The organism is Kitasatospora sp. NPDC022856 (assembly GCF_055561235.1).
On record NZ_JBVHHE010000001.1, the window covers coordinates 509872 to 535475 of the forward strand.

Annotated in this window: 24 protein-coding genes; 5 read left to right on the top strand and 19 right to left on the bottom strand. The window is 73.2% G+C overall.

The genetic code is table 11. From position 1 onward, the window contains the following. Window positions 1-2: 2 nt before the first annotated feature. From recO to leuA, 3 genes are all read right to left on the bottom strand, one after another. Entirely contained in the window at window positions 3-749 is a 747-nt protein-coding gene (recO, locus tag ACZ34W_RS02305) for a DNA repair protein RecO (protein WP_329487568.1), read from the bottom strand. A 276-nt stretch (window positions 750-1025) separates the two neighbouring features. Continuing rightward, window positions 1026-1712: a TerB family tellurite resistance protein gene (locus tag ACZ34W_RS02310; protein ID WP_329487569.1), complete on the bottom strand. Its 687-nt coding sequence runs from the start codon at window positions 1710-1712 to the stop codon at window positions 1026-1028. Between the two features lie 249 nt (window positions 1713-1961). Next, window positions 1962-3758 carry a 2-isopropylmalate synthase gene (leuA, locus tag ACZ34W_RS02315; RefSeq protein WP_329487570.1) on the bottom strand — a complete coding sequence of 599 codons (1797 nt, stop codon included), beginning with the start codon at window positions 3756-3758 and terminating at the stop codon, window positions 1962-1964. A gap of 332 nt (window positions 3759-4090) precedes the next feature. On the opposite strand from leuA, the gene ACZ34W_RS02320 reads away from it, so the two are divergent. Continuing rightward, complete coding sequence (locus ACZ34W_RS02320; RefSeq protein ID WP_465600927.1) at window positions 4091-5110, top strand: M4 family metallopeptidase; 1020 nt, start codon at window positions 4091-4093, stop codon at window positions 5108-5110. Between the two features lie 114 nt (window positions 5111-5224). Next, the gene (locus ACZ34W_RS02325; protein ID WP_329487572.1) at window positions 5225-5491 is read left to right on the top strand and encodes a protealysin inhibitor emfourin; all 267 of its coding nucleotides are present in this window, start codon (window positions 5225-5227) and stop codon (window positions 5489-5491) included. A gap of 63 nt (window positions 5492-5554) precedes the next feature. Here the strand turns inward: ACZ34W_RS02325 and era are convergent, their stop codons facing one another. The 14 genes from era to hrcA form a co-directional block, all read right to left on the bottom strand. Beyond that, complete coding sequence (gene era / locus ACZ34W_RS02330; RefSeq protein WP_329487573.1) at window positions 5555-6484, bottom strand: GTPase Era; 930 nt, start codon at window positions 6482-6484, stop codon at window positions 5555-5557. 50 nt (window positions 6485-6534) lie between these two features. Further along, complete coding sequence (locus ACZ34W_RS02335) at window positions 6535-6696, bottom strand: hypothetical protein (protein ID WP_329487576.1); 162 nt, start codon at window positions 6694-6696, stop codon at window positions 6535-6537. Window positions 6697-6845: 149 nt separating this feature from the next. Next, complete coding sequence (locus ACZ34W_RS02340; RefSeq protein ID WP_329487578.1) at window positions 6846-7199, bottom strand: cytidine deaminase; 354 nt, start codon at window positions 7197-7199, stop codon at window positions 6846-6848. 88 nt (window positions 7200-7287) lie between these two features. Continuing rightward, window positions 7288-7869, bottom strand: a complete 582-nt coding sequence (locus ACZ34W_RS02345) for a DUF4383 domain-containing protein (protein ID WP_329487579.1) — start codon at window positions 7867-7869, stop codon at window positions 7288-7290. A 63-nt stretch (window positions 7870-7932) separates the two neighbouring features. After that, complete coding sequence (locus ACZ34W_RS02350; protein WP_329487580.1) at window positions 7933-8169, bottom strand: hypothetical protein; 237 nt, start codon at window positions 8167-8169, stop codon at window positions 7933-7935. Window positions 8170-8201: 32 nt separating this feature from the next. After that, window positions 8202-9527: a hemolysin family protein gene (locus ACZ34W_RS02355; protein WP_329487581.1), complete on the bottom strand. Its 1326-nt coding sequence runs from the start codon at window positions 9525-9527 to the stop codon at window positions 8202-8204. Window positions 9528-9546: 19 nt separating this feature from the next. Beyond that, window positions 9547-10041, bottom strand: coding sequence for an rRNA maturation RNase YbeY (ybeY, locus tag ACZ34W_RS02360; protein WP_329487582.1), 495 nt, complete (start codon window positions 10039-10041; stop codon window positions 9547-9549). 14 nt (window positions 10042-10055) lie between these two features. Then, the gene (locus ACZ34W_RS02365; protein WP_396487028.1) at window positions 10056-11189 is read right to left on the bottom strand and encodes a PhoH family protein; all 1134 of its coding nucleotides are present in this window, start codon (window positions 11187-11189) and stop codon (window positions 10056-10058) included. 226 nt (window positions 11190-11415) lie between these two features. Continuing rightward, window positions 11416-12339: a ribonuclease Z gene (locus ACZ34W_RS02370; protein ID WP_465600936.1), complete on the bottom strand. Its 924-nt coding sequence runs from the start codon at window positions 12337-12339 to the stop codon at window positions 11416-11418. A 5-nt stretch (window positions 12340-12344) separates the two neighbouring features. Next, window positions 12345-12698 (bottom strand): histidine triad nucleotide-binding protein, encoded by a 354-nt coding sequence (locus ACZ34W_RS02375; protein ID WP_329487584.1) that lies wholly within the window; start codon window positions 12696-12698, stop codon window positions 12345-12347. A gap of 182 nt (window positions 12699-12880) precedes the next feature. Continuing rightward, entirely contained in the window at window positions 12881-16201 is a 3321-nt protein-coding gene (locus ACZ34W_RS02380; protein WP_465600940.1) for a S41 family peptidase, read from the bottom strand. 126 nt (window positions 16202-16327) lie between these two features. After that, window positions 16328-17077 carry a 16S rRNA (uracil(1498)-N(3))-methyltransferase gene (locus ACZ34W_RS02385; protein ID WP_329487586.1) on the bottom strand — a complete coding sequence of 250 codons (750 nt, stop codon included), beginning with the start codon at window positions 17075-17077 and terminating at the stop codon, window positions 16328-16330. A gap of 84 nt (window positions 17078-17161) precedes the next feature. Then, window positions 17162-18301, bottom strand: coding sequence for a molecular chaperone DnaJ (gene dnaJ / locus ACZ34W_RS02390; RefSeq protein ID WP_329487587.1), 1140 nt, complete (start codon window positions 18299-18301; stop codon window positions 17162-17164). 76 nt (window positions 18302-18377) lie between these two features. Next, the gene (gene hrcA, locus ACZ34W_RS02395) at window positions 18378-19412 is read right to left on the bottom strand and encodes a heat-inducible transcriptional repressor HrcA (RefSeq protein WP_329487588.1); all 1035 of its coding nucleotides are present in this window, start codon (window positions 19410-19412) and stop codon (window positions 18378-18380) included. 260 nt (window positions 19413-19672) lie between these two features. Between hrcA and htpX the strand changes: the two genes are divergently transcribed. The 3 genes from htpX to ACZ34W_RS02410 are packed head-to-tail and all read left to right on the top strand — an operon-like array spanning window position 19673 to window position 22072. Continuing rightward, window positions 19673-20593: a zinc metalloprotease HtpX gene (htpX, locus tag ACZ34W_RS02400; RefSeq protein ID WP_465600945.1), complete on the top strand. Its 921-nt coding sequence runs from the start codon at window positions 19673-19675 to the stop codon at window positions 20591-20593. A gap of 29 nt (window positions 20594-20622) precedes the next feature. Beyond that, window positions 20623-21207, top strand: a complete 585-nt coding sequence (gene pspAB, locus ACZ34W_RS02405; RefSeq protein WP_329487590.1) for a PspA-associated protein PspAB — start codon at window positions 20623-20625, stop codon at window positions 21205-21207. A 31-nt stretch (window positions 21208-21238) separates the two neighbouring features. Next, complete coding sequence (locus ACZ34W_RS02410; protein ID WP_329487591.1) at window positions 21239-22072, top strand: DUF3097 domain-containing protein; 834 nt, start codon at window positions 21239-21241, stop codon at window positions 22070-22072. A gap of 57 nt (window positions 22073-22129) precedes the next feature. On the opposite strand, the gene hemW is transcribed toward ACZ34W_RS02410, so the two are convergent. Continuing rightward, window positions 22130-23359, bottom strand: coding sequence for a radical SAM family heme chaperone HemW (gene hemW, locus ACZ34W_RS02415; RefSeq protein WP_329487592.1), 1230 nt, complete (start codon window positions 23357-23359; stop codon window positions 22130-22132). A gap of 59 nt (window positions 23360-23418) precedes the next feature. Then, window positions 23419-25341, bottom strand: a complete 1923-nt coding sequence (locus ACZ34W_RS02420) for an AMP-dependent synthetase/ligase (protein WP_465600951.1) — start codon at window positions 25339-25341, stop codon at window positions 23419-23421. Window positions 25342-25604: the final 263 nt, after the last annotated feature.

The window sequence follows — 25604 nt, forward strand, 5'->3', positions numbered from 1 at the left end:
GCTCACTTCTCCACGTATCTCATCGAGCGGATGCCCCGCTCCAGGTGCCACTGCAGATAGGCCGCGACCAGGCCGCTGCCCTCCCGCCAGTACCTCGGCTCGCAGGTGTCGGCCGTCCGCCAGTCCCCTGACAGCAGCGCCCCGAGCAGTACCAGTGTCTCAGGGGAGGGTACGGCACAACCGGGGACTCGGCAGTCTCCGCACAGCACGCCGCCCGCCTGGAGCGAGAAGAACCGGTTCGGGCCCTCCAGGCCGCACTTGGCGCAGTCGGTGAAGCTCGCGCCGTACCCGTTGACGGCCAGCGAGCGGAGCAGGAAGGCGTCCATCACCAGGTGCGACTCGTGCACCCCGGCCGCCAGCGTCCGCAGGCCGCCGACCAGCAGCAGGTACTGCTGGACGGCCGGCTCGCCCTCGTTCTCGGCGAACCGCTCCGCCGTCTCCAGCATCGCCGTCCCCGCGGTGTAGCGGCCGTAGTCGGTGACGATCGAGCCGCCGTACGGGGCGATCGTCTCCACCTGGGTGCAGAGCGGCAGCCCGCGCCCCACCAGCTCGCTCCCCCGGCTGAAGAACTGCACGTCCACGTGCGAGAACGGCTCCAGCCGGGCGCCGAACTTGGACTTGGTCTTGCGCACCCCGCGGGCCACCGCGCGCACCTTGCCGTGCTGGCGGGTGAGCATGGTGATGATCCGGTCGGCCTCGCCGAGCTTCTGCGCCCGGAGCACCACGCCGTCGTCCCGGAACAGGCTCATGCGGCGGCCTCGCGGCCGGCGTCGAACAGTGTGGACATCCCACCATTGTCCCCCACCGGCCGACCTCCGGGCGGCAGCCGTGTGGCCCGCACCGGGGCCGTGGGGGAGACCCGACCGGTGCGGGGCACGGCGGGCCCGGGGTGGGGCGCCGCCCGGCCGGGGGGCCGGGGGGCGGTTCGGGCCCGGTTCGTGGGGGTCCCGGGGGCGGCCGTCCGGGGTCCGCGTGGTGCGACGGCCGAGGTCCTTCCCGCGCGGCCGGGACGTGGCCCGCGCGGCCTAGTACGAAGCGCGGGTGGCCGCCTCCAGCAGCGCCCCGACCCTCGCCTGCGGCAGGTCCAGGCAGCGCCCCACGGCGGCCAGCGCCTCCCGCTCCTGGGGCAGGTAGCGCCCGTCGGCCAGCGCGATCGCCGCCCCCTGCAGCAGCAGCCGCTCCCGGCCGTGGTGGGCCAGGTGCGGGGCGAGCGGTTCGAGCACCGCGTGCAGTTCCACCGCCAGCGCGCCGGCGTCCCCGAGCCCGGAGGACGCCTCCAGGTCGTGGGCGTCCCGGAGTTCGCCGCCGAGCCCGGAGAGCGCGGCCAGCGCGGCGAGCACCTGGGCCTCGCCGCAGTCGTCGAAACCGGCCTCCCGGACGGCCGCGCAGGCCGCCTCGCGGGCCGCCCGGTGCGCCGTCCCGCCGGCCGCCAGCAGCGCGAGGGCGACGGTGTACTGCGCGTCGCGCAGCATCCCGCCGAGGCGCACGCAGGTGGGCTGGTCCAGGCTCTCCACGCCGTAGCGGCCGTGGCAGGTGGTGCACTGCACGCTGCGGACGACCGGGCCGAGCGGCAGCACCGCCGCGCCCAGCAACCGCAGCCACCGCCGGCCGTGCTGCCGGCGGTAGTTGCGGTCCCCGCCGCAGCCTGGACAGAAGAAGTCACCGAGAACGTCAGTCCGCCAGCGCGGGCGAACACCCCACAACCCTGTCACGGCGCCACTCCCCAGACATGGCAGGCGGCCTGCACAACAATGGGCAGGTCACGCGACCGGACCCCGAGGCCGTCCCACCGACCCGGATTTCCGGTGGGTCGATGTTGCCATGGTTACCGGCACGTGTCAGTACCTCGAACGGCTTCCGGGCCGAAAAAATGTGGCGCAGGCCACAGCCGCCCACCCGGGACCGCCCACGACGACGGCGGGCCGCCCCGGAGGACGGCCCGCCACTACCACTCGTACGAACTACCCGCGCTGCGCCCGGTTGACGGCGCTGATCATCGCCTTCAGCGAGGCCAGCACCGTGTTGCCGTCGATGCCCACGCCCCACAGCACCTTGCCGTCCACGGCGCACTCGACGTACGCGGCGGCCTGGGCGTCGCCGCCCTCGCTCAGCGCGTGCTCCGCGTAGTCCAGCACCCGGACGTCCACCCCGATCCGGCCCAGCGCGTCGGCGAAGGCGGAGACCGGGCCGTTGCCGGTACCGGCCAGGGTGACCGGCGCGCCCTCGACCACGGCCTGGGCGGTCAGCGCGTCCCGGCCGTCCTCGGTGGTCAGGCTGCGCGAGCCGCTCAGCGAGATCCGGCCCCACGGGTTGTCGGTGGTCGGCAGGTACTCGTCCTGGAAGACCGCCCAGATCGCCGCCGGGGTGACCTCGCCGCCCTCGGCGTCGGTCTTGGCCTGGATGATCCGGGAGAACTCGATCTGCATCCGGCGCGGCAGGTCCAGCTTGTGGTCGTTCTTCAGGACGTAGGCGACGCCGCCCTTGCCGGACTGGCTGTTGACCCGGATGACCGCCTCGTAGGTGCGGCCGACGTCCTTCGGGTCGATCGGCAGGTACGGCACACCCCAGGTGTGCTCGCCCACCGGCACGCCGGCCGCCTTCGCGTCGGCCTCCAGGGCGTCGAACCCCTTCTTGATCGCGTCCTGGTGCGAGCCGGAGAAGGAGGTGTACACCAGGTCGCCGGCGTACGGGTGGCGCGGGTGCACCTCCATCTGGTTGCAGTACTCGGCGGTGCGGCGCACCTCGTCGATGTCGGAGAAGTCGATCTGCGGGTCGATGCCCTGCGAGAACAGGTTCATGCCCAGGGTCACCAGGTCGACGTTGCCGGTCCGCTCGCCCTGGCCGAACAGGCAGCCCTCGATGCGGTCGGCGCCGGCCATGTAGGCCAGCTCGGCGGAGGCGACGGCGGTGCCGCGGTCGTTGTGCGGGTGCACCGACAGGCAGACGTGCTCGCGGCGGGACAGGTTGCGCGACATCCACTCGAACTGGTCGGCCTGGACGTTCGGGGTGGCCCGCTCGATGGTGGCCGGCAGGTTCAGGATGATCTCGCGGCCCTCGCCCGGCTGCCAGACGTCCATCACCGCCTCGCAGACCTCCAGGGCGAAGTCCAGCTCGGTGTCGACGAAGATCTCCGGCGAGTACTGGTAGCCGAAGACGGTGTCGTCGCCCAGCAGCTTCTCGGCGTACTCCATCACCAGCCGGGTGCCGTCGGTGGCGATCGCCTTGGTGGCCGCCCGGTCGTTGCGGAACACCACCCGGCGGAACAGCGGCGCGGTCGCGTTGTACAGGTGCACGGTCGCCCGCGGCGCGCCGACCAGCGACTCGACGGTCTTCTCGATCAGCTCCTCGCGGGCCTGGGTCAGCACCGAGATGGTGACGTCCTCCGGGATCGCCCCCTCCTCGATCAGCGACCGTACGAAGGCGTGGTCGGTGGCGCCGGAGGAGGGGAAGCCGACCTCGATCTCCTTGTAGCCCATGCCGACCAGCAGGTCGAACATCTTGCGCTTGCGGGCCGGGGACATCGGGTCGATCAGCGCCTGGTTGCCGTCCCGCAGGTCGGTGGAGAGCCAGCGCGGCGCCTTGGTGATCACCTTCGACGGCCAGCTGCGGTCCGGCAGGTCGACCGTGCCGAACGGCAGGTAGCGGCCGTGGCGCATGCCGGCGCCCCGCTGGCGCACGGTCGCGGCGGTGATCGGCGTCGGACGGTCGACGAACGCGCGACCGGCGGGGATGGACGCGGCGGAGCTCTGCTCGGTCATGGAGGTGACTCTCGGCTTCCTGTGATGCGGGGCTTGTCGGGGTGAGATGGACACCCGACCGGCCGGCCTGCTGCCGCGCACGACCCCTCGGTGGGCCGCAGTATTGCAACGCGCACAGCACAGTCCCCGCGGCGAGGGAGCCGGCCCTGGTGGACTACAGGCCCTCGACGCGGCAGCTAAGAAGAAGCAGCCCGTTGCGCATGATGTCGTCCAGCGTAACCGAGGAGCACGCGCCCCCGAAGTGAGCCGGGCGGACATTCCACCCCTTGAGACGGCGCCCGATTCCGTCCACGCCGGTGACAACGGGTCACGAATGCCTCACCCTTGGCCACATGACCGCCGAACCGCCGCTCTGCGCGATCGTTCCGCCGTACGTCCTGGACCGCCTCGCCGAGGCCGGTCACGAGCCCGCCGCCCGCTCCCTCGCCCTGGATGCCGCGCACCGCACGGCCCGCCTCACCGCCACTGCGCCGCAGCCCGGCGGCACCCGCCTGGAGCGGGTGGTCTGCGACGCCGGACACAGCGAACGGCTGCCCGGCCGCACCGTCCGCCGGGAGGACCAGGAGCCCGTCCCCGACCAGTCCGTCAACCACGCCTACGACGGCCTCGGCAACACCTTCGCCCTCTTCGCCGACGCCTTCGGCCGCCGATCGATCGACGACCAGGGTCTGCGGCTGGACGCCACCGTGCACTACGGCCGCGACTACGACAACGCCTTCTGGGACGGCCGGCGGATGGTCTTCGGCGACGGCGACGGCGAGGTGTTCGGCGACTTCACCGCCTGCGTCGACGTGATCGGCCACGAACTCACCCACGGCGTCACCCAGTTCACCGCCGCACTGGAGTACCGGGGCCAGCCCGGCGCGCTCAACGAGTCCGTCTCCGACGTGTTCGGCTCGCTCGTGAAGCAGTACGCGCTGCGCCAGGACGCCGGCGAAGCGGACTGGCTGATCGGCGCCGGCCTGCTCGCCCCGGGCGTGCAGGGGGTGGCACTGCGCTCGATGAAGGCGCCCGGGACCGCGTACGACGACCCCCGGCTCGGCAAGGACCCGCAGCCGGCCCATCTGCGCGACTACGTCCGCACCGCCCGGGACAACGGCGGCGTGCACATCAACTCCGGCATCCCGAACCACGCCTTCTACCTGCTGGCCACCGCGCTCGGCGGACCGGCCTGGGAGCGGGCCGGGCGGATCTGGTACGACGCGCTGACCGGTCGGCAGCTGCCCGGGGACGCCGACTTCGCGGCCTTCGCCCGGGCCACCGTGGCGGCCGCCCGGGCCCGCTACCCCGAGCCCGCGGTGGGCGACACCGTGACGGCGGCCTGGGCGAAGGTCGGGGTCAGTACAGCCTGAGCCGCCCGACCGCGGTCGAGCCCGACTTGAGCGGTCATAAGGTTTAAGAGCGCATAAGGTCAAGGTCCTGGAAAAGCCCGGCGAACGCCATCCCTGCGTAGCACCATGGACACCATGCGTATCCAGGTGACCCGGACCGGCGGCCTCGCGGGGAACGTCCGCCGCGCGGAGCTCGACACCACCGCGCGGACGGACGCCCCGCACGTGCACGCGCTCGCCCGCGAGGCCGTCGCGGGCGGGCTGCGGGCGCCCTCCTACGGGGTGCCGGACGGCTTCCACTACGAGATCACCGTCGACGGCCGGACGGTGCACTGCGCCGACCCGAAGCTCACCGAGTCGCAACGGGAGCTGGTCTCGCTGGTGCTGCGCGAGGGCGCCTAGGGGACGGCGCGGGGCCCGTCCGGACGCGGTCGTCCGGACGGGCCCCGCTCGGTGCGGGCGCGCTCAGAAGCCCAGCTTGCGCAGCTGCTTCGGGTCGCGCTGCCAGTCCTTGGCGACCTTGACGTGCAGGTCCAGGTAGACCGGCGTGCCGAGCAGCGCCTCGATGTGCTTGCGGGCGGTGGTGCCGACGTGCTTCAACCGGGCGCCCTTGGCCCCGATCACGATGGCCTTCTGGCTCTGCCGCTCGATGTAGACGTTCGCGTGGATGTCCAGCAGCGGCCGGTCCGCCGGGCGGTCCTCGCGCGGGATCATCTCCTCGACGACCACGGCCAGCGAGTGCGGGAGCTCGTCCCGGACGCCCTCCAGGGCGGCCTCCCGGATCAGCTCGGCGACCATGATCACCTCGGGCTCGTCGGTGAGGTCGCCGTCCGGGTAGAGCGGCATGCCCTCCGGGAGCAACTTGGTGATCAGCTCGGCGACCAGCTCGACCTGCTTGTCACCGACCGCCGAGACCGGGATGATCTCGGCCCACTCGATGCCCAGCTCGGCACCGAGCTGGTGGACGGCGATCAGCTGCTCGGCCAGCCGCTTGGAGTCCACCAGGTCGGTCTTGGTGACGATGGCCACCTTGGGGGTCTTCTTGATGTCGGCGAGTTCCTTGGCGATGAACTTGTCGCCGGGGCCGAGCTTCTGGTCGGCGGGCAGGCAGAAGCCGATCACGTCGACCTCGGCCCAGGTGGAGCGGACGAGGTCGTTCAGCCGCTCGCCGAGCAGGGTGCGCGGCTTGTGCAGACCGGGGGTGTCGACCAGCACGAGCTGGGCGTCCGGGCGGTGCACGATGCCGCGCACGGTGTGCCGGGTGGTCTGCGGACGGTCGGAGGTGATCGCGACCTTCGTCCCCACCAGGGCGTTGGTCAGGGTCGACTTGCCCGCGTTGGGCCGGCCGACGAAGCACGCGAAGCCGGAGCGGTACGAGGAGGAAGGGGCACTCATGGGCCCCATTCTCCCTGATCACCGGGCGCCCGGCGGACAGCCCGCCCCCGTCAGCCCTTTTTGCCGCCCAGAACGGCGGAGATCCCGCTGATCAGGACGATGAGGAGGAAGGCGACGGAGCCCCAGAGCCAGAACGGCGACCCGGTCTCCTGCCACTTGCCCATCCCCATGACGCCCAGCAGCAGGCCCGCGAAGAACGCGAACGGTCCCATGCCCCCAGCCCCCTCACCGCGACCTGCTCACCATCTGTACCGGTGAGATTATCTGCGGATCCTGGAGGGCCGGGCGCCCGGGCTGCCCCGGGCGCCCCGAGCCGTCCCCCGGCGGCCCCCGGCGGGCCCCGGTACGCCGTCGACGCGCCTCAGCGCGCCTCGGCCGCCACCTTCAGCGCCCCGTCCGGTCCGGCGAGCAGCACCGGCGTCCCGGCCCCGCCGAGGTCCCGCACCGCGGCCAGATCGGCCTCGGCCGGCTCCCCGGCCTCGCTCACCACGGCGGCCGCCTCCAGCGACCTGGCGCCGCTGGCCACCGCCATCGCCACCGCCGTCTGCAGCGCGCTGAGCCGCAGCGACTCCAGCGCGACCGTGCCCGCCACGTAGGTGCGCCCGGTCTCGTCACGCACCGCGGCCCCCTCCGCGACGCCGTTGCGGGCGCGCGCGGAGCGGGCCAGGGTGATGATCTTCTTGTCTTCGGGATCCAGCTCGACGATGTCACTCATGGCGCCGAGCATAGGACGCCCCGCCGACCGGCCGACCGCGCCCTGCGACGCGGACGGCCGGTCGGTCGCCTCAGTGGCCTCAGTGGCCTCAGTGGCCGATCGGATTGGGCGGCCCGGGCCGCATGACCTTGACGAAGGTCTTCGGACCGTTCGGCAGCGGCTCCTCCTCGGCGGACCGCTTGCGCCAGTACGGGTTGTCGTGCGGCAGATGGCTGCTGACCCTGCCGTACATCCCGAAGGTCACCACGACCAGTCCGAAGATGAACGCGAACAGCACGTTGGACATCCGGAAGTTGAGGATGTTGGCATCCGGCCGGCCGAGCACCGTCAGCCCGTAGAAACCGGAGAGCACGAAGAGGATGCCGACCACCATGTTGAGGTTGGCGGCGAAGTTCCCGCCGATCACCGCGCCGGCCACCAGGACCGCGCCCATCACGATGGAGAGGATGCTCAGCGCTCCGTTGGTCGACATCCCGGCGATGTCGTCGCCCTCGGTGGACAGGAAGCCGGGATGGTCCGCCAGCCCGAGGATGCCGAACACGATCAGGAAGATCCCGCCGAGTCCCGCCCCGGTCCGCCAGACCAGGAGCAGCCGGTGGTCGACCGGCAGTTCGTCTTGCAGCTTCATGGTGACCTCCACCATGGCGACGTCGAAACGGCCTTCGTTCACGCTACTCCGACCGCGGAGCGGGCGCACGGCCTGGCTTCCGGGGGGCGGTACCCCCGCATGTGCCTAGCTGTAGGGGTGGCTCCCCTGCATGTGCGGCACCTCGTGCATGTACAGCGAGCCGCACTGCTGACAGCAGCGCAGCCCGGTGCCCCACTCCTGGTCCGGCCGGGTCTCGGCGTCGGTGTCCATCGTGCGGCCGCAGAGGGCCGCCGCGGGTTCGGCGGCCCGGACGACGTGCCAGGTCTTCGCCCCGGCCGACCGACCCTGCGGGCCGTACTCCGCACGCAGTAGATGAGTCATGACGCCATCGTCGCCCCGCGGCCGCCCGAACGCTACTCGCCGGACTCCTGGAGGGCCTCGGCCGAGACCCGGACCGGGATCGCGACCATCGAACCGATCCGGTTGCGGCGGCCGGCCGAGCTCTCCGCGGTCAGCCGGATCGCGGTCAGGTCGGTGGCCGCGTCCTCGGGCAGCGGGATCTCGCAGGACGAGCCCGGGATCGGCACCCGGCCGAGGTGCTTGGCGAGCAGGCCGCCGACGGTCTCGACGTCCTCGTCCTCCAGCTCGATCCCGAACAGCTCGCCGAGGTCCTCGACCAGCAGCCGGGCGGTGATCCGGTACGAGCCGTCACCGAGGTCCTCGACCGGCGCGATCTCCCGGTCGTACTCGTCGGTGATCTCGCCGACGATCTCCTCCAGGATGTCCTCGATGGTGACCAGTCCGGCCGTGCCGCCGTACTCGTCGATCACGATCGCCACGTGCGAGCGGCGCTGCTGCATCTCGCGCAGCAGGTCGCCGGCCGGCTTGGAGTCCGGGACGAAGACGGCCGGCCGCATCACCGCGCCGACCTCCTCGGACTCGGCCTCCCGGTTGATGTGGGTGCGCCGCACGAGGTCCTTGAGGTAGACGATGCCGACCACGTCGTCCTCGTTGTCGCCGACCACCGGGATCCGCGAGAAGCCCGAGCGCAGCGCCAGGGTCAGCGCCTGACGGACGGTCTTGTGACGCTCGATCATCACCAGGTCGGTGCGCGGCACCATCACCTCGCGGACGATGGTGTCGCCCAGCTCGAAGACCGAGTGCACCATCCGGCGCTCCTCGTCCTCGATCAGGTCGTCCTTCTCGGCGAGGTCCACCAGGGCGCGCAGCTCCGCCTCGGAGGCGAACGGCCCCTCGCGGTAGCCCTTTCCCGGGGTCAGCGCGTTGCCGAGCAGGATCAGCAGCCGCGGGATCGGGCCGAGCACGCCCGCCAGCGGCAGCAGCACGAAGGAGGCCGCCGTGGAGGTGGTCAGCGGGTGCTGGCGCCCGATCGTGCGGGGCGAGACGCCGACCGCCACGAAGGAGACCAGCACCATCACGCCGAACGCCAGCAGCACGGCCTGCCAGGTGGAGTCCAGGCTCCGCACGCAGACCACGGTGACCAGGACCGCCGCCGCCATCTCGCTGGCCACCCGGATCAGGGTGGCCAGGTTGAGGTAGCGGATCGGGTCGGAGGCCAGCGCCAGCAGCCGGGCCGAGCCCCGCCGGCCGGCCCGGACCGCCTCCTCCGCGCGGAACCGGGAGACCCGGGAGATACCCGCCTCGGCGCAGGCCGCCAGCCAGCCGAGGACGACCAGCAGCACGGCGCCGAGGATGAAACTCGTACTCTCACCACTCACAGGGGTTCGGGCTCCGCGCTCAGTGGGTGGTGGGGGCCGGGGAGATCCCGCCCAGGCCGCGGCCGGCCCGCCAGCCGTCGAGGATGGCCTTCTGGAGGCCGAACATCTCCTCCTCCTCGTCCGGCTCCTCGTGGTCGTACCCGAGCACGTGGAGCACCCCGTGGACGGTGAGCAGCTGCAGCTCCTCGTCCATCGAGTGCTTGGACGGAGCCGCCTTGCCCTGCTGCTCGGCCACCTCGGGGCAGAGCACGATGTCGCCGAGCAGGCCCTGCGGCAGCTCCTCGCCCTCCTTGCCGGGACGCAGCTCGTCCATCGGGAAGGACATCACGTCGGTCGGGCCGGGGAGGTCCATCCACTGGATGTGCAGCTCCTCCATCGCCGCACCGTCCACCAGGATCACGGACAGTTCTGACTGCGGGTGGATCCGCATCTTGTCCAGCGCGTAGCGGGCGACGTCGAGGATGGACTCCTCGTCGGCGTCCCAACCGGACTCATTGGCGATGTCGATCGACATGACGGGCTGGTTACTCAGCTTTCGGTGCGATGGGACTGTCGGGGTGCGCGCGGTGCGGTCGTCTTGCCGGGGCGCCGCTGGCCGGGCTTGCGGGCCGACGGAGCGTTCTCCTCGGCCTCCTGCCGGGCGTCCCAGCGCTCGTAGGCGTCCACGATCCGGCCGACCAGCTTGTGGCGGACCACGTCGGTGCTGGTGAGCACGGAGAAGTGGATGTCGGGCACGTCGACCAGGATCTCCTGGACGACCTTGAGGCCGCTGCGGGTGCCGCCCGGGAGGTCGATCTGGCTGGTGTCGCCGGTGACGACCACCCGGGAGTTGAACCCGAGGCGGGTGAGGAACATCTTCATCTGCTCGGGCGAGGTGTTCTGGGCCTCGTCGAGGATGATGAAGGCGTCGTTGAGGGTCCGGCCGCGCATGTAGGCGAGCGGGGCGACCTCGATGGTGCCGGCCGCCATCAGGCGCGGGATGGAGTCCGGGTCCATCATGTCGTGCAGCGCGTCGTAGAGCGGGCGCAGGTACGGGTCGATCTTGTCGAAGAGGGTGCCGGGCAGGAAGCCCAGCCGCTCCCCCGCCTCGACCGCCGGACGGGTCAGGATGATCCGGTTGACCTCCTTGGCCTGGAGGGCCTGGACGGCCTTGGCCATCGCGAGGTAGGTCTTGCCGGTACCGGCCGGGCCGAGCCCGAAGACGATGGTGTGCTTGTCGATCGCGTCGACGTAGCGCTGCTGGTTGAGCGTCTTGGGGCGGATGGTGCGGCCCCGGTTGGACAGGATGTTCGCGGTGAACACCTGCGACGGCGCCGGGCTGTCCGGGTCGTCGACGGCGCTCCGGAGCATGGCGATGGAGCGCTCCACGGCGTCCTCCGTGAGGGGTTGGCCGGTGCGCAGCACCAGCATCATCTCGTCGAAGAGCTGCTTGACGAGGGCGACCTCGGCGCGCTCTCCGGTGGCGGTCACCTCGTTGCCGCGGACGTGGATGTCCGCGGCGGGGAAGCCTCGCTCGATCACCCTCAGCAGCGAGTCCGCGGTGCCGAGCAGGGTGACCATCGGGTGCTTCTCGGGGATGACGATCCGGGCGCTGGTACGGCCCTCGTCGGCCGGTTCGGGGCGCGGCTGTCCGTTCGTACGGGTCTGCGATGTGTCACTCATAGGTCGGCGCTGGGGCCTGCCTCATCCCAATCCGTGGTCTCGTGGTGCCGCGCGGTCCTTCCGGGGCACCAGGGTACGCCGCGAGCGTGATCGCTGCGGCGGGCGGCGGGGCCGCTCCCGACGATGCTGGGGCAGATCGCGGAGCGGCGCGAACGGTTTTCCGCCCGGGACCGGTGCCCCGCCCGGGCGCACGGCCACCGGCCCGCGGCTCCGCGCGCCCGGCCGCTCACGGCCGCCGGCGGGGCGGCACGGGCACCCGGGCGAGGTCCTCGGCGAGCACGACGGTGCCGTCGAAGTGCTTGCGGGCGTCGGCGAGGTGCTGGCCGAGGTCCGGGTAGCGCTGCGAGAAGTGGGTCAGCACCAGGGTGCCCGCGCCGGCCTCGGCGGCGACCTTGCCGGCCTGGCCGGCGGTGAGGTGGCCGTGCTCCTCGGCGAGCCGGGTGTCGGCGTCGGTGAAGGTGGACTCGATGACCAGCAGGTCGGCGCCCTCGGCGAGTTCGTGGACGCCCTCGCAGAGCCGGGTGTCCATCACGAAGGCGAACCGCTGGCCCCCGCGGAACTCGCTGACCTCGTCGAGGGTGATCCGCCGGCCGCCCGACTCGATCGCTCCCCGGTGCTGGAGCCGGCCGACGTCCGGGCCGGCGATGCCGAGCGCGGCCAGCCGCTCGGGCACCAGCCGGCGGCCGTCCGGCTCGGTGAGCCGGTAGCCGAAGGACTCGACGGGGTGCGAGAGCCGGACGGCGTCCAGCGCGAAGCGGGCGCCGGGCGCCGGCAGCGGCCCCGGCCCGTCGATCGGGCGGGGGCGCAGCACGGCGGTCTCGTGGAACGCGGTGGCGTGCCGCAGCCGCTCGAAGTAGACCTCCCCGGAGGCCGGGAAGTAGACGTCCACCGGGTGCGGGACGCGGTCCAGGTTGATCCGCTGGATCACCCCGGCGAGGCCCAGGCTGTGGTCGCCGTGGAAGTGGGTGACCGCGATCCGGGTGATCTGGGTGGCGGAGACCCCGGCGTGCAGCATCTGGCGCTGGGTGCCCTCGCCGGGGTCGAACAGCAGGCCCTCGCCGTCCCAGCGCAGCAGGTAGCCGTTGTGGTTGCGGTGCCGGGTCGGGACCTGGCTGGCCGTGCCGAGGACGACGAGTTCGCGCTGTGACACGTCGTTCAGACCATGCGCTCGTTCATCGGCATGCCGCCGAGCACGTGGACGTGGGCGTGGAAGACGGTCTGGCCCGCGCCCGCGCCGGTGTTGAAGATCAGCCGGTAGTCGTCGAGGCCCTCGTCCCGGGCGACCTCGCCGGCCTCGGCGAGCAGCTCGCCGGCGATCCGCGGCTCGGCGGCGGCCAGCGCGGCGGCGTTCGGGTAGTGGGCGTGCGGGATGACCAGGACGTGGGTCGGAGCCTTCGGGGCGATGTCCCGGAAGGCGAGGACGCGCTCGGTCTTGCGCACCACGGTGGCCGGGATCTCGCCCGCCACGATCTTGCAGAACAGGCAGTCGGACTGCGGCTCGCCGGCCATCGGGGTCTCCTCGCGGTGTCGCACGGTGTCGGTCGGGGCGTACGGCCGCATGCTAGCCGAGCGGCCCGGTCGCCTGCTGGCAGTCGCGCCCGCCCCCGCGGACCCGCCGCCCGCGGGGGGCGTACGGCCCGCGGGGGTGCCCGGTCAGCTGCCCGGGCACCCCCGCCGGACCTGCGCCCGTCCTACCCGGCGTCCTGCCCGGCGCCGTGCCCGCTCTCCTGCCCCGCGCCCCGCGGGCCGTCCGGCGCCGGGCCCTGCTCCCAGGGCAGCGGCGGCGGCGTGCTGCCCGGGGTCTCGGTCAGCGCCGCCAGGGCGATCCGGACGCCCTCGGCGAGCTGCGGGTCCTCCCCCGCGGCCCACTGGTGCGGCGCGACCGGCACCTCGACGTCCGGGTCGACGCCGTGGTTCTCCACCCCCCAGCCGTAGCCCTCCAGCCAGAACGCGTACTTCGGCTGGGTGACCAGGGTGCCGTCCACCAGGCTGTACTTGCTGTCGATGCCGATCACGCCGCCCCAGGTCCTCGTCCCGACCACCGGGCCGAGCTTCAGCGCCTGGATGGCGGCGTTGACGATGTCGCCGTCCGAGCCGGAGAACTCGTCGGCCAGCGCGACGATCGGCCCGCGCGGCGCGTCACCGGGGTAGGGCACCGGGTTGGCGAGGTCGCGGGCGACCGTCCAGCCGACGATCCGCCGGGCCAGCTTCTCGATCACCAGCTGCGAGGTGTGGCCGCCGCGGTTCTCCCGGATGTCGACGATCACGCCCTCCCGGGCCATCTCCGACCGCAGGTCGCGGTGGATCTGGGCCCAGCCGGTGCTCTGCATGTCGGGGATGTGCAGGTAGCCGAGCCGCCCGCCGGACAGCTCCCGGACGGCGGCCCGCCGCCCGGCCACCCAGTCGTGGTAGCGCAGCGGCTCGTCGTCGGCGAGCGGGACGACCACCGGGTACCGGCGGTCGGTGCCGTCCTTGCCGGCCACGGTCAGCTCGACCGGTTGTCCGGCGGTGCCGGCCAGCAGCGGGGCCGGGCCGGCGGTCGCGTCCACCGGGCGGCCGTTGACGGCCAGCACCGCGTCGCCCGGGCGGACGGCGGCGCCCGGCGCGGCCAGCGGCGAGCGGGCCCGCGGGTCCGAGGACTCGCCCGGCAGGATCCGGGCGATCCGCCAGACCTCGCCGTCCTTGACCAGGTCGGCGCCGAGCTTGCCCTGCCGGCGGGCGGCCTCGGTGTGGATGCCGTAGGGCTGCACGTAGGCGTGCGAGGTGCCCAGCTCGCCGTGCACCTCCCAGAGCAGGTCGACCAGGTCGTCGTGCGAACCGAGCCGCTCCACCAGCGGCCGGTAGCGGTCGAGGATCTCGGCCCAGGGCAGGCCGCCGAGGTCCGGGCGCCAGAAGTTGTCGCGCATCAGGCGGCCGTTCTCGTCGTACATCTGCCGCCACTCGGCGGCCGGGTCGACGGTCACCCGCAGCCGGTGCAGGTCGACGTCGATCTCGTCGTCGTCGCCCGCCGCCTTGTGGTCCGCGGGGACGATCCGCAGCTCGCCCTCGTCCAGCACGGCGACCCGGGTGCCGTCGCCGCTGACCGCGAACTCGTCGAGCCCGTCGACCAGTTGCTCGACCCGGCGCTTGCGCAGGTCGAACCGCTCCAGGGTGGGGCGCGGCTGCTCGTCCTCCGGCGTGGCCGCGTCGTCGCCGAGCTCGCCGGTGAGCGGGATCCGCGTCCAGAGCACGCCGTCCTTGGCGGCCGCCAGCTCGCCGAACCGGCCGCCCTCGACCGGGAAGGGGATGATCCGGTCGGCGATCCCGTCCAGGTCTACCCGGGTGGCGGGCGGGGCGTCGGCCGCCCCCTCCTCGCCGTCCGCCTTCTTGCCCTTGGGCTCGTCGTCCTCCCCGCCGGCCGGCCGCCCGGCCCGGCGCGGGCCGAACGGGGAAGGGGTGTCGGCGGCCAGGGTGACCAGGTACGGGCGGCAGCCGTTGGGGAACGACAGGTCGAAGACGTGCGAGTCGTAGACCGGGTCGAAGTTGCGCACCGAGAGGAAGGCCAGGTGGCGGCCGTCGGCGGTGAAGGCCGGCGAGGTGTCGATGAAGCGCGCCGGGGTGACCTCGCCGACCGTGCGGGTGGCCAGGTTGGCCAGCACGATCTGGCGCAGCGACCAGGCCCCGAAGCCCGGGCTCGGCCGCGACCAGGCGAGCCAGGCGGAGTCCGGACTGAACGCCAGCCCGCTGACCTCGCCGTCCGTGCTGCGGTCCAGCTCGTGCACCGTCCCGTCGGCGAGCGACACCAGGAGGACCCGGCCGTCGTGCGCGCCGACCGCCGCCTGCTTGCCGTCCGGCGAGACCGCCAGCGCGCGGACCCGGCCCAGCTGTCCGCCGGCCAGCCGGCGGCGCTCCTCGCCGAGCACGGCGGGGGCGTACTCGACGGCGTCCTCGCCGTCGGCGTCGGTCACCCAGAGCACGCCCTGCGCACCGTCCTCGCCCGGCACCACGTGGGCCCGCCGGGCCCGGACGCCGGGCGTCTCGTCCAGCACCCGGGCGGGGCCCTCCCGGTGCGGCAGCCAGTGCACGCTGCCGCGCACCACCACGGCGCCGGCCCGGCCGGTGCGGTCGGGGGCGGCGCTCTCCAGCCAGTGCGCGGCCGGCACCGGGCGGGGCCGCCGGCCGGCCCGGGGGCCGGACGGCCGGACGTCCAGCCGGCGCGGCTCGGCGCCGTCGAGGTCGTCCAGCAGCCAGAGGTCACCGGCCCGGTGCCAGATCACCCGGGTGCCGTCGCTGGTCGCGCCGCGGGCGTAGAAGCCCTCCGGGGAGGTGGTGTGGCGGCGCAGGCCGCTGCCGTCGGGGAGGCTGGAGTAGAGTTCGCCGACGCCCTCGTGGTCGGCCAGGAAGGCGATCCGGGCGCCGCCGGGCGCGTCGACCCAGAGCGGCGCCTCGATGTGCCCGTCCAGCTCCTCGTGGACGCGGGCGAACCGCTCGGCGCCGATCCAGAGCTTGCCGACCCGGCCGCCCCGGTAGCGCTTCCACCGCGCGGGCTCCGCACCGGCCGCCGAGAGCAGCAGCACCCGGTCGCCGCCCGGCTCGTACGCCACGCCGCCGACCGGCCCGTACGGCAGCCGCCGCGGCTCGCCGCCGTCCAGCGGTACGGCATGGGCCCAGGTGCGGCGCAGGGTGGCCTGTCCGGCGGAGGTGGTGGCGACCGGGCTGCCGTCGGCCGTCCAGCCCTGCAGCTGCGTCTGGTCGCTGCCCCAGTACGTCAGCCGCCGGGACGGGCCGCCGTCCACCGGCGCGACGTGCACCTCGGGCGCGCCGTCCCGGGTGGAGACGAAGGCGATGTGCCGGCCGTCCGGCGAGAAGCGCGGGCGGCGGACCGGGACGTGATCGGCCGTCAGCCGCCAGGGCCGGCCGCCGTCCAGCGGGGCGAGCCAGACGTCGTTCTCCGCGACGAAGGTGATCAGGTCACCGTGCAGGTGCGGATGGCGCAGGTAGGCGCCGGCAGGGGTGCTCGGGGATTCGCTCACAGCCGCACCCTACGCACCCGCCGGGGCGGCGCGCCTCCGGTTTCGCGCAGGCCGCCCCCTACGGGGGACGAACCGCCGGGGAACGAACCACCGGGGGACGAACGGTCCGTGCGGCGACCGGCCCGCTCAGCCCCAGCGGCCGGTGCGGCCCAGCAGCAGGGCGCCGGCGGCCACTCCCGCGGTCGAGGTGCGCAGCACCGAGGACCCGAGCCGGTACGGCCTGGCACCGGCCTCGGCGAAGGCGGCCAGCTCCTCCGGGGAGACCCCGCCCTCGGGGCCGACCACCAGCACGATGTCCCCGCCGCCGGGCAGCGCGGCACCGGCCAGCGGCTCGGCGCCGTCCTCGTGCAGCACCGCGGCGAGCGCGGCCCCGGCCAGGACGGACGCCAGCTGGCGGGTGGTGGCGAGTTCGCGGACCTCGGGGAAGCGCAGCCGGCGGGACTGCTTGCCCGCCTCGCGGGCGGTGGAGCGCCACTTCGCGAGCGCCTTGGCACCGCGCTCGCCCTTCCACTGGGTGATGCAGCGGGAGGCGGCCCAGGGGATCACCACGTCCACGCCGACCTCGGTCATGGTCTCCACCGCCAGCTCGCCGCGGTCGCCCTTGGGCAGCGCCTGGACGACGACGATCCGCGGCGCCGGCTCGGCCTCCCGGCGGACCCCGGCGACCGTCACCTCGACGGCGTCCTTGCCGTGCACGGCCGTGACGGTGCCGTCGGCGCCCAGGCCGAGCCCGTCGGCCAGGGTCACCGCCTCGCCCGGCTCCAGCCGCTTCACGGCGGCGGCGTGCCGCCCCTCCGGGCCGTCCAGCCGGACCACCGCGCCGGGGGCGGCGGAGGCGAGCTGCGCGGTCTCGACGACGAACACGGGCGCGGTCATGGCGGTTCCTGGAGTGGGGGGACGGACGGGGGAACGACGGCGCCCGGTGACCCGCCGGGAGCGGGGCACCGGGCGCCGGTACGGTCAGCGGCCGTTGAAGGCGTCCTTCAGCCGGGAGAACAGCCCCTGCTGGCCCGGCGCGAACTGCCCGGAGGGCCGCTCCTCGCCGCGCAGCACCGCGAGCCGGCGCAGCAGGTCCTCCTGCTCGGGGTCGAGCTTGGTGGGCGTCTGCACCTCGACGTGCACTATCAAGTCGCCCCGGCCGCCGCCGCGCAGATGGGTGATGCCGCGGGCGTGCAGCGGGATCGACTGGCCGGACTGGGTGCCGGGCCGGATGTCGACCTCCTCCAGCCCGTCCAGGGTCTGCAGCGGCACCTGGGTGCCGAGCGAGGCGGCCGTCATCGGGATGGTGACCGTGCAGTGCAGGTCGTCGCCGCGGCGCTGGAAGGTCGGGTGGGTGCTCTCGGCGATCTCGACGTAGAGGTCGCCGGCCGGGCCGCCGCCGGGGCCGACCTCGCCCTCGCCGGCCAGCTGGATCCGGGTGCCGTTGTCGACACCGGCCGGGATCTTCACGGTCAGGGTGCGGCGGGCCCGCACGCGGCCGTCGCCGGCGCACTCCGGGCATGGGGTCGGCACGACGGTGCCGAAGCCCTGGCACTGCGGGCAGGGCCGGGAGGTCATGACCTGGCCCAGGAAGGACCGGGTGACCTGGGAGACCTCGCCCTTGCCGCGACACATGTCACAGGTCTGCGCGGAGGTGCCGGGGGCGGCGCCCTCGCCGCTGCACGTGGTGCAGGTGACGGCGGTGTCGACCTGGAGTTCCTTGGTGGTGCCGAACGCGGCCTCCTCCAGGGTGATCTCCAGCCGGATCATGGCGTCCTGGCCGCGCCGGGTGCGCGAGCGCGGGCCGCGCTGACCGGCGGCCGCGCCGAAGAACGCGTCCATGATGTCGGAGAAGCCGAACCCGGCCGCGCCCGCGCCGAAGCCGCCCGCGCCTCCGCCGTTGGGCGAGAGGGGATCCCCGCCGAGGTCGTAGACCTGCCGCTTCTGCGGGTCGGAGAGGACCTCGTAGGCGGCGTTGATCTCCTTGAACCGCTCCTGCGTCTTCGGGTCGGGGTTGACGTCCGGGTGCAGTTCGCGCGCCAGGCGCCGGAACGCCTTCTTGATCTCGTCCTGCCCCGCATCCCGTCGGACGCCGAGTACCGCGTAGTAGTCCGTGGCCACCAAATGCTCCGCTTGTTCCGCCTGTAGAAGTGCTTGCGACTGGTACCGGTGTCACCTGTGTGACACCGGTCGTTCCCTACGACTCGGCCAGGATCTGGCCCACGTACCGTGCCACCGCTCGCACCGCCCCCATTGTGCCCGGATAGTCCATCCGGGTCGGACCGATCACACCCAGTTTGGCCACGCTCTCGTCGCCCGAACCGTAACCGACCGAGACGACCGAGGTGGAATTGAGCCCTTCGTACGCGTTCTCCCGGCCGATCCGGACCGTCATCCCGGCGTCCGCCGTCTCACCCAGGAGGCGCAGCAGGACGACCTGCTCCTCCAGCGCCTCCAGCACCGGCTGGATGGTGAGCGGGAAGTCGTGGCCGAAGCGGGTCAGGTTGGCCGTGCCGGCCAGCATGATCCGCTCCTCGTTCTGCTCGGCGAGCGCCTCGAAGAGCGTCGCCAGGACGATGGTGACGGCCGGCCGGTCCACCGCCTCGAACATCGCCGGGAGCTCGTCCAGCAGCCCCGGCACGTCGGGCAGCCGCACGCCGACGGCCCTCGTGTTGATCTTGGCACGGAGGTCCGCGAGGACCACCTCGCCGACCGGACCCGGGCAGTCGACCATCCGCTGCTCGACCCGGCCGGTGTTGGTGATCAGGACCAGCATGACCTTGGCCGGAGCCAGCGCGACCAGCTCGATGTGGCGCACCGTGGAGCGGGAGAGCGAGGGGTACTGGACCACCGCCACCTGCCGGGTGAGCTGGGCGAGCAGCCGGACCGTGCGGGCGACCACGTCGTCCAGGTCCACCGCGCCGTCCAGGAAGTGCCGGATCGCCCGCCGCTCGGGCGCGCTCATCGGCTTGACCTCGGCGAGCCGGTCGACGAAGAGGCGGTACCCCTTGTCGGTGGGGATCCGCCCGGCGCTGGTGTGCGGCTGGTGGATGAAGCCGTCCTCCTCCAGCGCGGCCATGTCGTTGCGGACGGTGGCCGGGGAGACCCCGAGGTTGTGGCGTTCGACGAGAGCCTTGGAGCCGACCGGCTCCTCGGTGCCCACGTAGTCCTGGACGATGGCGCGGAGCACGGCGAGCTTGCGTTCGTCGAGCTGGCGGACCTCACCGGCCATGGGGCACGCACCTCCCTCTTCGCACGTTGTCCGTGGTGACGTGTGTCGTTCCGGCATGGTGCGGTCCGCCGGGCGGACCGCGGCCTTTGGCACTCTGAACAGAGGAGTGCCAGAACCGTACCTGCCAGTGTAAGGCCCGGGTCCGACGGCAGGAACGGCACCGCCGGGGTGATCCTGCCCGCATCGCGCGGCGCGCGGGTGATGCCGCGGGACCGGCCGGGTGGCAGCATCGATAGCGAACGGCGAACGGAGGACCAGCGATGTCGACCTCGGGCCAGCCCACCCGCTTCGCCCCGGACCGCGGCCTGACCGGCCGGATGGTCGGGACCATGTTCGTGATCGGGCTCCTGTACGTGGGTTTCACCGGCCTGCTGATCGCGCTGCTGCGCGGCGCCTGGCCACTGATCGTGCTGATCTCCGGCGGGCTGTTCGTGGCCCAGTTCTGGTTCAGCGACAAGATCACCGAACGGGCGATGGGCGCCCACCGGGTGACCCCGGAGCAGTACCCCCAGCTGCACGGCACCGTCGACCGGCTCTGCGCCCTCGCCGACATGCCCAAACCCCGGGTGGCGGTCGCCGACAACGACATGCCGAACGCCTTCGCGACCGGCCGCAACCCGCAGAACGCGGTGGTCTGCGTCACCACCGGGCTGCTGCGGCGGCTGGAACCGGAGGAACTGGAGGGCGTCCTGGCGCACGAGCTGTCGCACGTCGCCCACCGGGACGTCGCGGTGATGACCATCGCCGGCTTCCTCGGCGTACTGGCCGGGGCGATGACCCGGATCGCGATGTACGGCGGCTTCATGGGCGGCGGCCGCAACAGCAACGACTCCAACGCCGCGATCGCCGCGCTGGTCATCCCGCTGGTGTCGGTGGTGGTGTACGCGATCAGCTTCCTGCTGACCCGGTTGCTCTCCCGCTACCGGGAACTGGCCGCCGACCGGGCCGCCGCCCAGCTCACCGGCCGGCCCAGCGCACTGGCCTCGGCGCTCACCAAGGTGACCGGCCAGATCGCCGCGATCCCGACCAAGGACCTGCGCCAGGCCCAGCCGTACAACGCCTTCTACTTCGCCCCCGCGCTGAGCGCCCGGGAGGCCGCCTCGCAGCTGTTCTCCACCCACCCCTCGCTGGAGCAGCGGCTGGAGCAGCTGGCGAAGATCTCCACCCAGCTCGGCCGCTGAGCCGACGACACGCCCCGGAGGGGACCGCCGTGGGAATCCTGGACGCACTGTTCGGCCGCACCAAGCCCGTCCGGCCCGACCTCGACCAGCTGTTCGGCGTGCCCTCGGCCGCGCTGACCCTGGAGGCGGCGGCCGGCTTCCGGCCGACCGGCGTCGGGTCGGTCTGCTTCTCCTCGGTCGAGGGCGGCGCCTTCGTCGAGGTCGAGCGGCAGGTCCGGGCCCTGCTGGACGCCGACACCGAGCGCGGCGGCGTCCCGGTGGAGGCCTCCAAGGACGCCTACGGCTACTCCTGGCTGCTCGCCCGGCACACCCCCGAGGAGCTGCCGGAGCTGGTCAACGACCTGCACGCGGTCAACAGCGAGCTGGAGGGGAACGGCTTCGGCCCGCAGCTGCTCTGCTCGCTGGTGGCCTTCCGCGGCGCCGAGGGGCAGCCGCTGGCGCTGGTCTACCTGTACAAGCGCGGCACTTTCTACCCGTTCGCGCCGGTGCCGGGCGGCGGGGAGAAGCGCGACAGCCCGCTGGAACTGCAGGTCAACGCCATGCTGGGGAACGACCTGCGGCTGGAGAAGGACCTCACCCGCTGGTTCCCGGTCTGGGGCGCGCCGGGCCTGTGACGCCCCGTCGGGCCTGCCTATAGTCACCTGCATGCGCAGCCGCCAGTACGGACCCGACCTCACCCCGCCGTGGAAGCGGCAGCAGCCCGCCCCCGAGGTGCCCGCCGACCGGGACCTCGTGGTCGAGGAGGCCGCGACCGGCTTCTGCGGCGCGGTGGTGCGCTGCGAGAAGACCGCCGAGGGGTTCACCGTCACCCTGGAGGACCGGTTCGGCAAGCGGCGGGTGTTCCCGCTGGTGCCGCGCGGCTTCCTGCTGGAGGGCCGGACCGTCACCCTGGTCCGCCCCGCCGCCGCGGCGCCGGCGCCCCCGCGCGCGCCGGGCCGGACGGCCTCCGGCTCGGTCGCCGTCCCCGGAGCGCGGGCCCGGGTGGCCCGGGAGTCGCGGATCTACGTCGAGGGGCGGCACGACGCCGAACTGGTCGAGCGGGTCTGGGGGGACGACCTGCGGATCGAGGGCGTCGTCGTCGAGTACCTGGAGGGCATCGACGACCTGCCCGCGATCGTCGCCGACTTCGCCCCCGGCCCGGGCCGCCGGCTCGGCGTCCTGGTCGACCACCTGCTCCCCGGCACCAAGGAGCACCGGATCGCCGCCCGGGTCACCGGCGACGCCGTGCTGGTCGTCGGCCACCCGTACATCGACGTCTGGCAGGCCGTGAAGCCCTCCTCCGTCGGCATCCCCGGCTGGCCGGACGTCCCCTACGGCGAGGACTGGAAGGGGGGCGTCTGCCGCCGCCTCGGCTGGCCGGCCGACACCCCCGCCGCGTGGAAGCGGATCCTCGCCTCGGTCGACTCCTTCAAGGACCTGGAGCCCGCGCTCCTGGCGAAGGTCGAGGAACTGATCGACTTCGTCACCCTGGAGGACTGACCGGTCAGCCGTGGGCCCGCGACCGCGAGCCGGCGGCCGACACCACGGCAACGGCTCTCAGTCCACCAGGTCGCGGACCACGGCGTCGGCCAGGAGGCGGCCCTGGAGGGTCAGGGTGGCCCGGCCGCGCTCGTGGGTGGTGCGGTCGAGCAGGCCGTCGGCGAGGTGCCGGTCGGCGGCCGCGCGGCCGGTCGCCGTGAGCAGGTCCAGCGGGATGCCCTCGGCGAGGCGCAGTTCGAGCAGGATGCGCTCGACCCGGCGGTCCTCGTCGGTGAGCCGCTCGCGGCCCTGGGCCGGGGTGCGGCGCTCGGCGAGGGCGCGGGCGTAGCCGGCCGGGTGCTTGGCGTTCCACCAGCGGACGCCGCCGACGTGGCTGTGCGCGCCGGGGCCGGCGCCCCACCAGTCGCCGCCGGTCCAGTAGAGCTCGTTGTGGCGGCAGCGGCCCTGCGGGGTGGTGGCCCAGTTGGAGACCTCGTACCAGGAGTAGCCGGCGGCGGCGAGCGCCTGCTCGGCGATCAGGTAGCGGTCGGCGTGCACGTCGTCGTCGATCATCGGCAGCTCGCCGCGCTTGACCCGGGCGGCGAGCTTGGTGCCGTCCTCGACGATCAGCGAGTAGGCCGAGACGTGGTCCGGCCCGGCGCCGATCGCGGCGTCCAGGGAGGCCCGCCAGTCGTCGTCGGACTCGCCGGGGGTGCCGTAGATGAGGTCCAGGTTGACGTGCTCGAAGCCGGCCGCGCGGGCCTCGGCCACGCAGGCCTCCGGGCGGCCCGGGGTGTGGTGGCGGTCGAGCAGCCGCAGGACGTGCGGCCGGGCGCTCTGCATGCCGAAGGAGACCCGATTGTAGCCGCCCTCGCGCAGTTCGGCGAGGTAGGCCGGGTCGACCGACTCGGGGTTGGCCTCGGTGGTCACCTCGGCGTCGTCGGCGAGCCCGAACTCCGCCCGGATCGCCGCCAGCATCTTCACCAGGTCCCGGGCGGGCAGCAGGGTGGGCGTGCCGCCGCCGAGGAAGACGGTCCGCACGGGCAGGTCGGTGTCGCCGAGGACCTCGCGGGCCAGCCGGATCTCGGCGACCACGTTGTCGGCGTAGGTCTCCTGGGAGGCGACGGCGCCGGAGGAGCGCAACTCGGTGGCGGTGTAGGTGTTGAAGTCGCAGTAGCCGCAGCGGCTCGCGCAGTACGGCACGTGCAGGTAGAAGCCGAACGGCCGCGACCCGAGCCCGGCGAGGGCGTGCGCGGGCAGGGAACCGTCGGACGGCACGGGTTCGCCGTCGGGGAGTGCGGAGGGCATGACCCCATTGTCCCGTACGGCCCCGGTGATCATCGAGGCCGTACGGGACGACGGACGGATCAGGCCTCGTTCGCGCCCGCGTACATCTCGGTGACGGCGTCCGCGTACGTCCGCTCGACCACCGGGCGCTTGATCTTCAGGCTCGGCGTGAGCTCGCCGTGCTCGATGTCCAGGTCGCGCGGGAGGAGGGTGAACTTCTTGATCGTCTGCCAGCGCTGGAGGTCGCCGTTGAGGCGCTGCACGAAGCCGTCGACCAGCTGGTGCACCTTCGGGTCGCCGACCACCTCGGCGTAGGACTTGCCGGCCAGGCCGTGCTCGGCCGCCCACGGCATGATCACCGACTCGTCCAGGCCGATCAGCGCGGTGCAGTAGTTGCGGCCGTTGCCGATCACCAGGATGTTGCTGACGAACGGGCAGACCGCCTTGAACTTGCCCTCCACCTCGCTCGGCGCGACGTACTTGCCGCCGGAGGTCTTGAACATGTCCTTCTTGCGGTCGGTGATCCGCAGGAAGCCGTCCTGGCCGATCTCGCCGATGTCCTCGGTGTGGAACCAGCCGTCCGGCTCCAGCACCTCGGCGGTCTTCTCCGGCAGGTTGTGGTAGCCGCGCATGACGCCGGGGCCGCGCAGCAGGATCTCGCCGTCCTCGGCGATCCGGATCTCGCTGCCGGGCAGCACGGTGCCGATGGTGCCGACCCGGAGGTCCTCGGCGGGGTTGACGCAGATCCCGGCCGAGCTCTCGGTCAGGCCGTAGCCCTCCAGGACGGGCACGCCGACGCCGGCGAAGAAGTAGCCGATCTCGGGCGCCAGCGCGGCACTGCCGGAGACCGAGCCGCGCATCCGCCCGCCGAACGCGGCCCGGATCTTGGCGTACACCAGCTTGTCGGCCACCGCGTGCCGCACCCGCAGCCCCAGCGGGGCGCTGTCGTGCCCGGTGGCGATCCGGTTGGCCTGGGTGACCCGGGCGTAGTCGCGGGCGGTCTTCGCCGCCCACATGAAGATCTTGTACTTGGCGCCGCCCTCGGCCCGGGCCTTGCCGGCGATGCCGTTGTAGACCTTCTCGAAGATGCGCGGCGCCGAGGCCATCATGGTCGGGCGGATCACCGGCAGGTTGTGGATGATCCGGTCCACCCGGCCGTCCAGCGCCATCACGTGACCGGTGGCGATCTGGCCGCAGATCAGGCTCTTGCCGAACACGTGCGACAGCGGCAGCCACATGAACTGCACGTCGTCCGCGCGCAGCAGCCCGCTCTCCTCCTGCGCCCGCCCCTGGTACGCCCAGCAGTCGTGGACCAGCCGCACGCCCTTGGGGCGGCCGGTGGTGCCGGAGGTGTAGATCAGGGTCGCCAGCTGCTCCTTGTCGAGCGCGTCGACGGCCCGCCGCACGGCGTTCGGGTGCTGCTCCAGGTACTCGGCGCCGAGCTGCTCCAGCTCGGCCAGGGTGAGCACGTTCAGCCCGGGCGCCCCGGCGACCGGGCCGGTGCCGTCGAAGAGGACGGCGGTGCGCAGCTCGGGCAGCTGGCCGAGCTCGCCGACGACCTTGGCGAGCTGCTTCTCGTTCTCGACGAAGATCGCCCTGGAGCCCGAGTCGGAGAGGATGTAGGCCGTCTCGTCGGCGTTGGTGCTCGGGTAGACGGCCGTGGTGGCCGCCCCCGCGCACATGTTGCCGAGGTCGGCGATGACCCACTCCAGCCGGGTGGAGGACATCAGCGCGACCCGGTCCTCCGGGCTGATGCCCAGCGACAGCAGGCCGGCGGCCACCGCGTACACCCGGGTGGCGGTCTGCGCCCAGGTCAGCGAACGCCACTGCTCGGCGCCGGGGGCGCCGTCCGCCGCGTGCTCGTCCACCGGGACGGGGAAGCGGTAGGCCTCACCCGCCGGCGTGGCGGCGACCCGCTCCAGGAACAGGTGGGCGACGGAGGCGGGCCGCCCGGCGACGATGTCGGCACGGCCGGAGTCGATCAGGGACTGCGCGGAACTCAACGAGGACCTCCGGGGGCGGGTGGCCGTCTGAGGGATGTCGCGGCGCCCGTGGGGGCGGTCGCCGGGCCCCCGGGCAATCGATCCGATACCGGTGAGTAACAAGGGGGCAATCAGCAGCCTAGGGGGAAACCGGTCATTCCGTAAGAGGGTGAGGACAGCTGGCACACTGTCGAGCCGCCGGTGCACGGCGCAACCGGGCCCGCCGGTGCGTTCAGCAAAGGACTGGACAAACCTCGGGGCGCGGGGCCGGAATCAACTGTGCG

Excerpts from the sequence above, each read along its gene's own strand:
- recO (WP_329487568.1), bottom strand. The coding sequence starts at position 749 with ATGAGCCTGTTCCGGGACGACGGCGTGGTGCTCCGGGCGCAGAAGCTC.
- leuA (WP_329487570.1), bottom strand. The coding sequence starts at position 3,758 with ATGACCGAGCAGAGCTCCGCCGCGTCCATCCCCGCCGGTCGCGCGTTC.
- ACZ34W_RS02320 (WP_465600927.1), top strand. The coding sequence starts at position 4,091 with ATGACCGCCGAACCGCCGCTCTGCGCGATCGTTCCGCCGTACGTCCTG.
- ACZ34W_RS02325 (WP_329487572.1), top strand. The coding sequence starts at position 5,225 with ATGCGTATCCAGGTGACCCGGACCGGCGGCCTCGCGGGGAACGTCCGC.
- era (WP_329487573.1), bottom strand. The coding sequence starts at position 6,484 with ATGAGTGCCCCTTCCTCCTCGTACCGCTCCGGCTTCGCGTGCTTCGTC.
- ACZ34W_RS02335 (WP_329487576.1), bottom strand. The coding sequence starts at position 6,696 with ATGGGACCGTTCGCGTTCTTCGCGGGCCTGCTGCTGGGCGTCATGGGG.
- ACZ34W_RS02340 (WP_329487578.1), bottom strand. The coding sequence starts at position 7,199 with ATGAGTGACATCGTCGAGCTGGATCCCGAAGACAAGAAGATCATCACC.
- ACZ34W_RS02350 (WP_329487580.1), bottom strand. The coding sequence starts at position 8,169 with ATGACTCATCTACTGCGTGCGGAGTACGGCCCGCAGGGTCGGTCGGCC.
- ybeY (WP_329487582.1), bottom strand. The coding sequence starts at position 10,041 with ATGTCGATCGACATCGCCAATGAGTCCGGTTGGGACGCCGACGAGGAG.
- ACZ34W_RS02365 (WP_396487028.1), bottom strand. The coding sequence starts at position 11,189 with ATGAGTGACACATCGCAGACCCGTACGAACGGACAGCCGCGCCCCGAA.
- ACZ34W_RS02375 (WP_329487584.1), bottom strand. The coding sequence starts at position 12,698 with ATGGCCGGCGAGCCGCAGTCCGACTGCCTGTTCTGCAAGATCGTGGCG.
- ACZ34W_RS02385 (WP_329487586.1), bottom strand. The coding sequence starts at position 17,077 with ATGACCGCGCCCGTGTTCGTCGTCGAGACCGCGCAGCTCGCCTCCGCC.
- hrcA (WP_329487588.1), bottom strand. The coding sequence starts at position 19,412 with ATGGCCGGTGAGGTCCGCCAGCTCGACGAACGCAAGCTCGCCGTGCTC.
- htpX (WP_465600945.1), top strand. The coding sequence starts at position 19,673 with ATGTCGACCTCGGGCCAGCCCACCCGCTTCGCCCCGGACCGCGGCCTG.
- ACZ34W_RS02410 (WP_329487591.1), top strand. The coding sequence starts at position 21,239 with ATGCGCAGCCGCCAGTACGGACCCGACCTCACCCCGCCGTGGAAGCGG.
- hemW (WP_329487592.1), bottom strand. The coding sequence starts at position 23,359 with ATGCCCTCCGCACTCCCCGACGGCGAACCCGTGCCGTCCGACGGTTCC.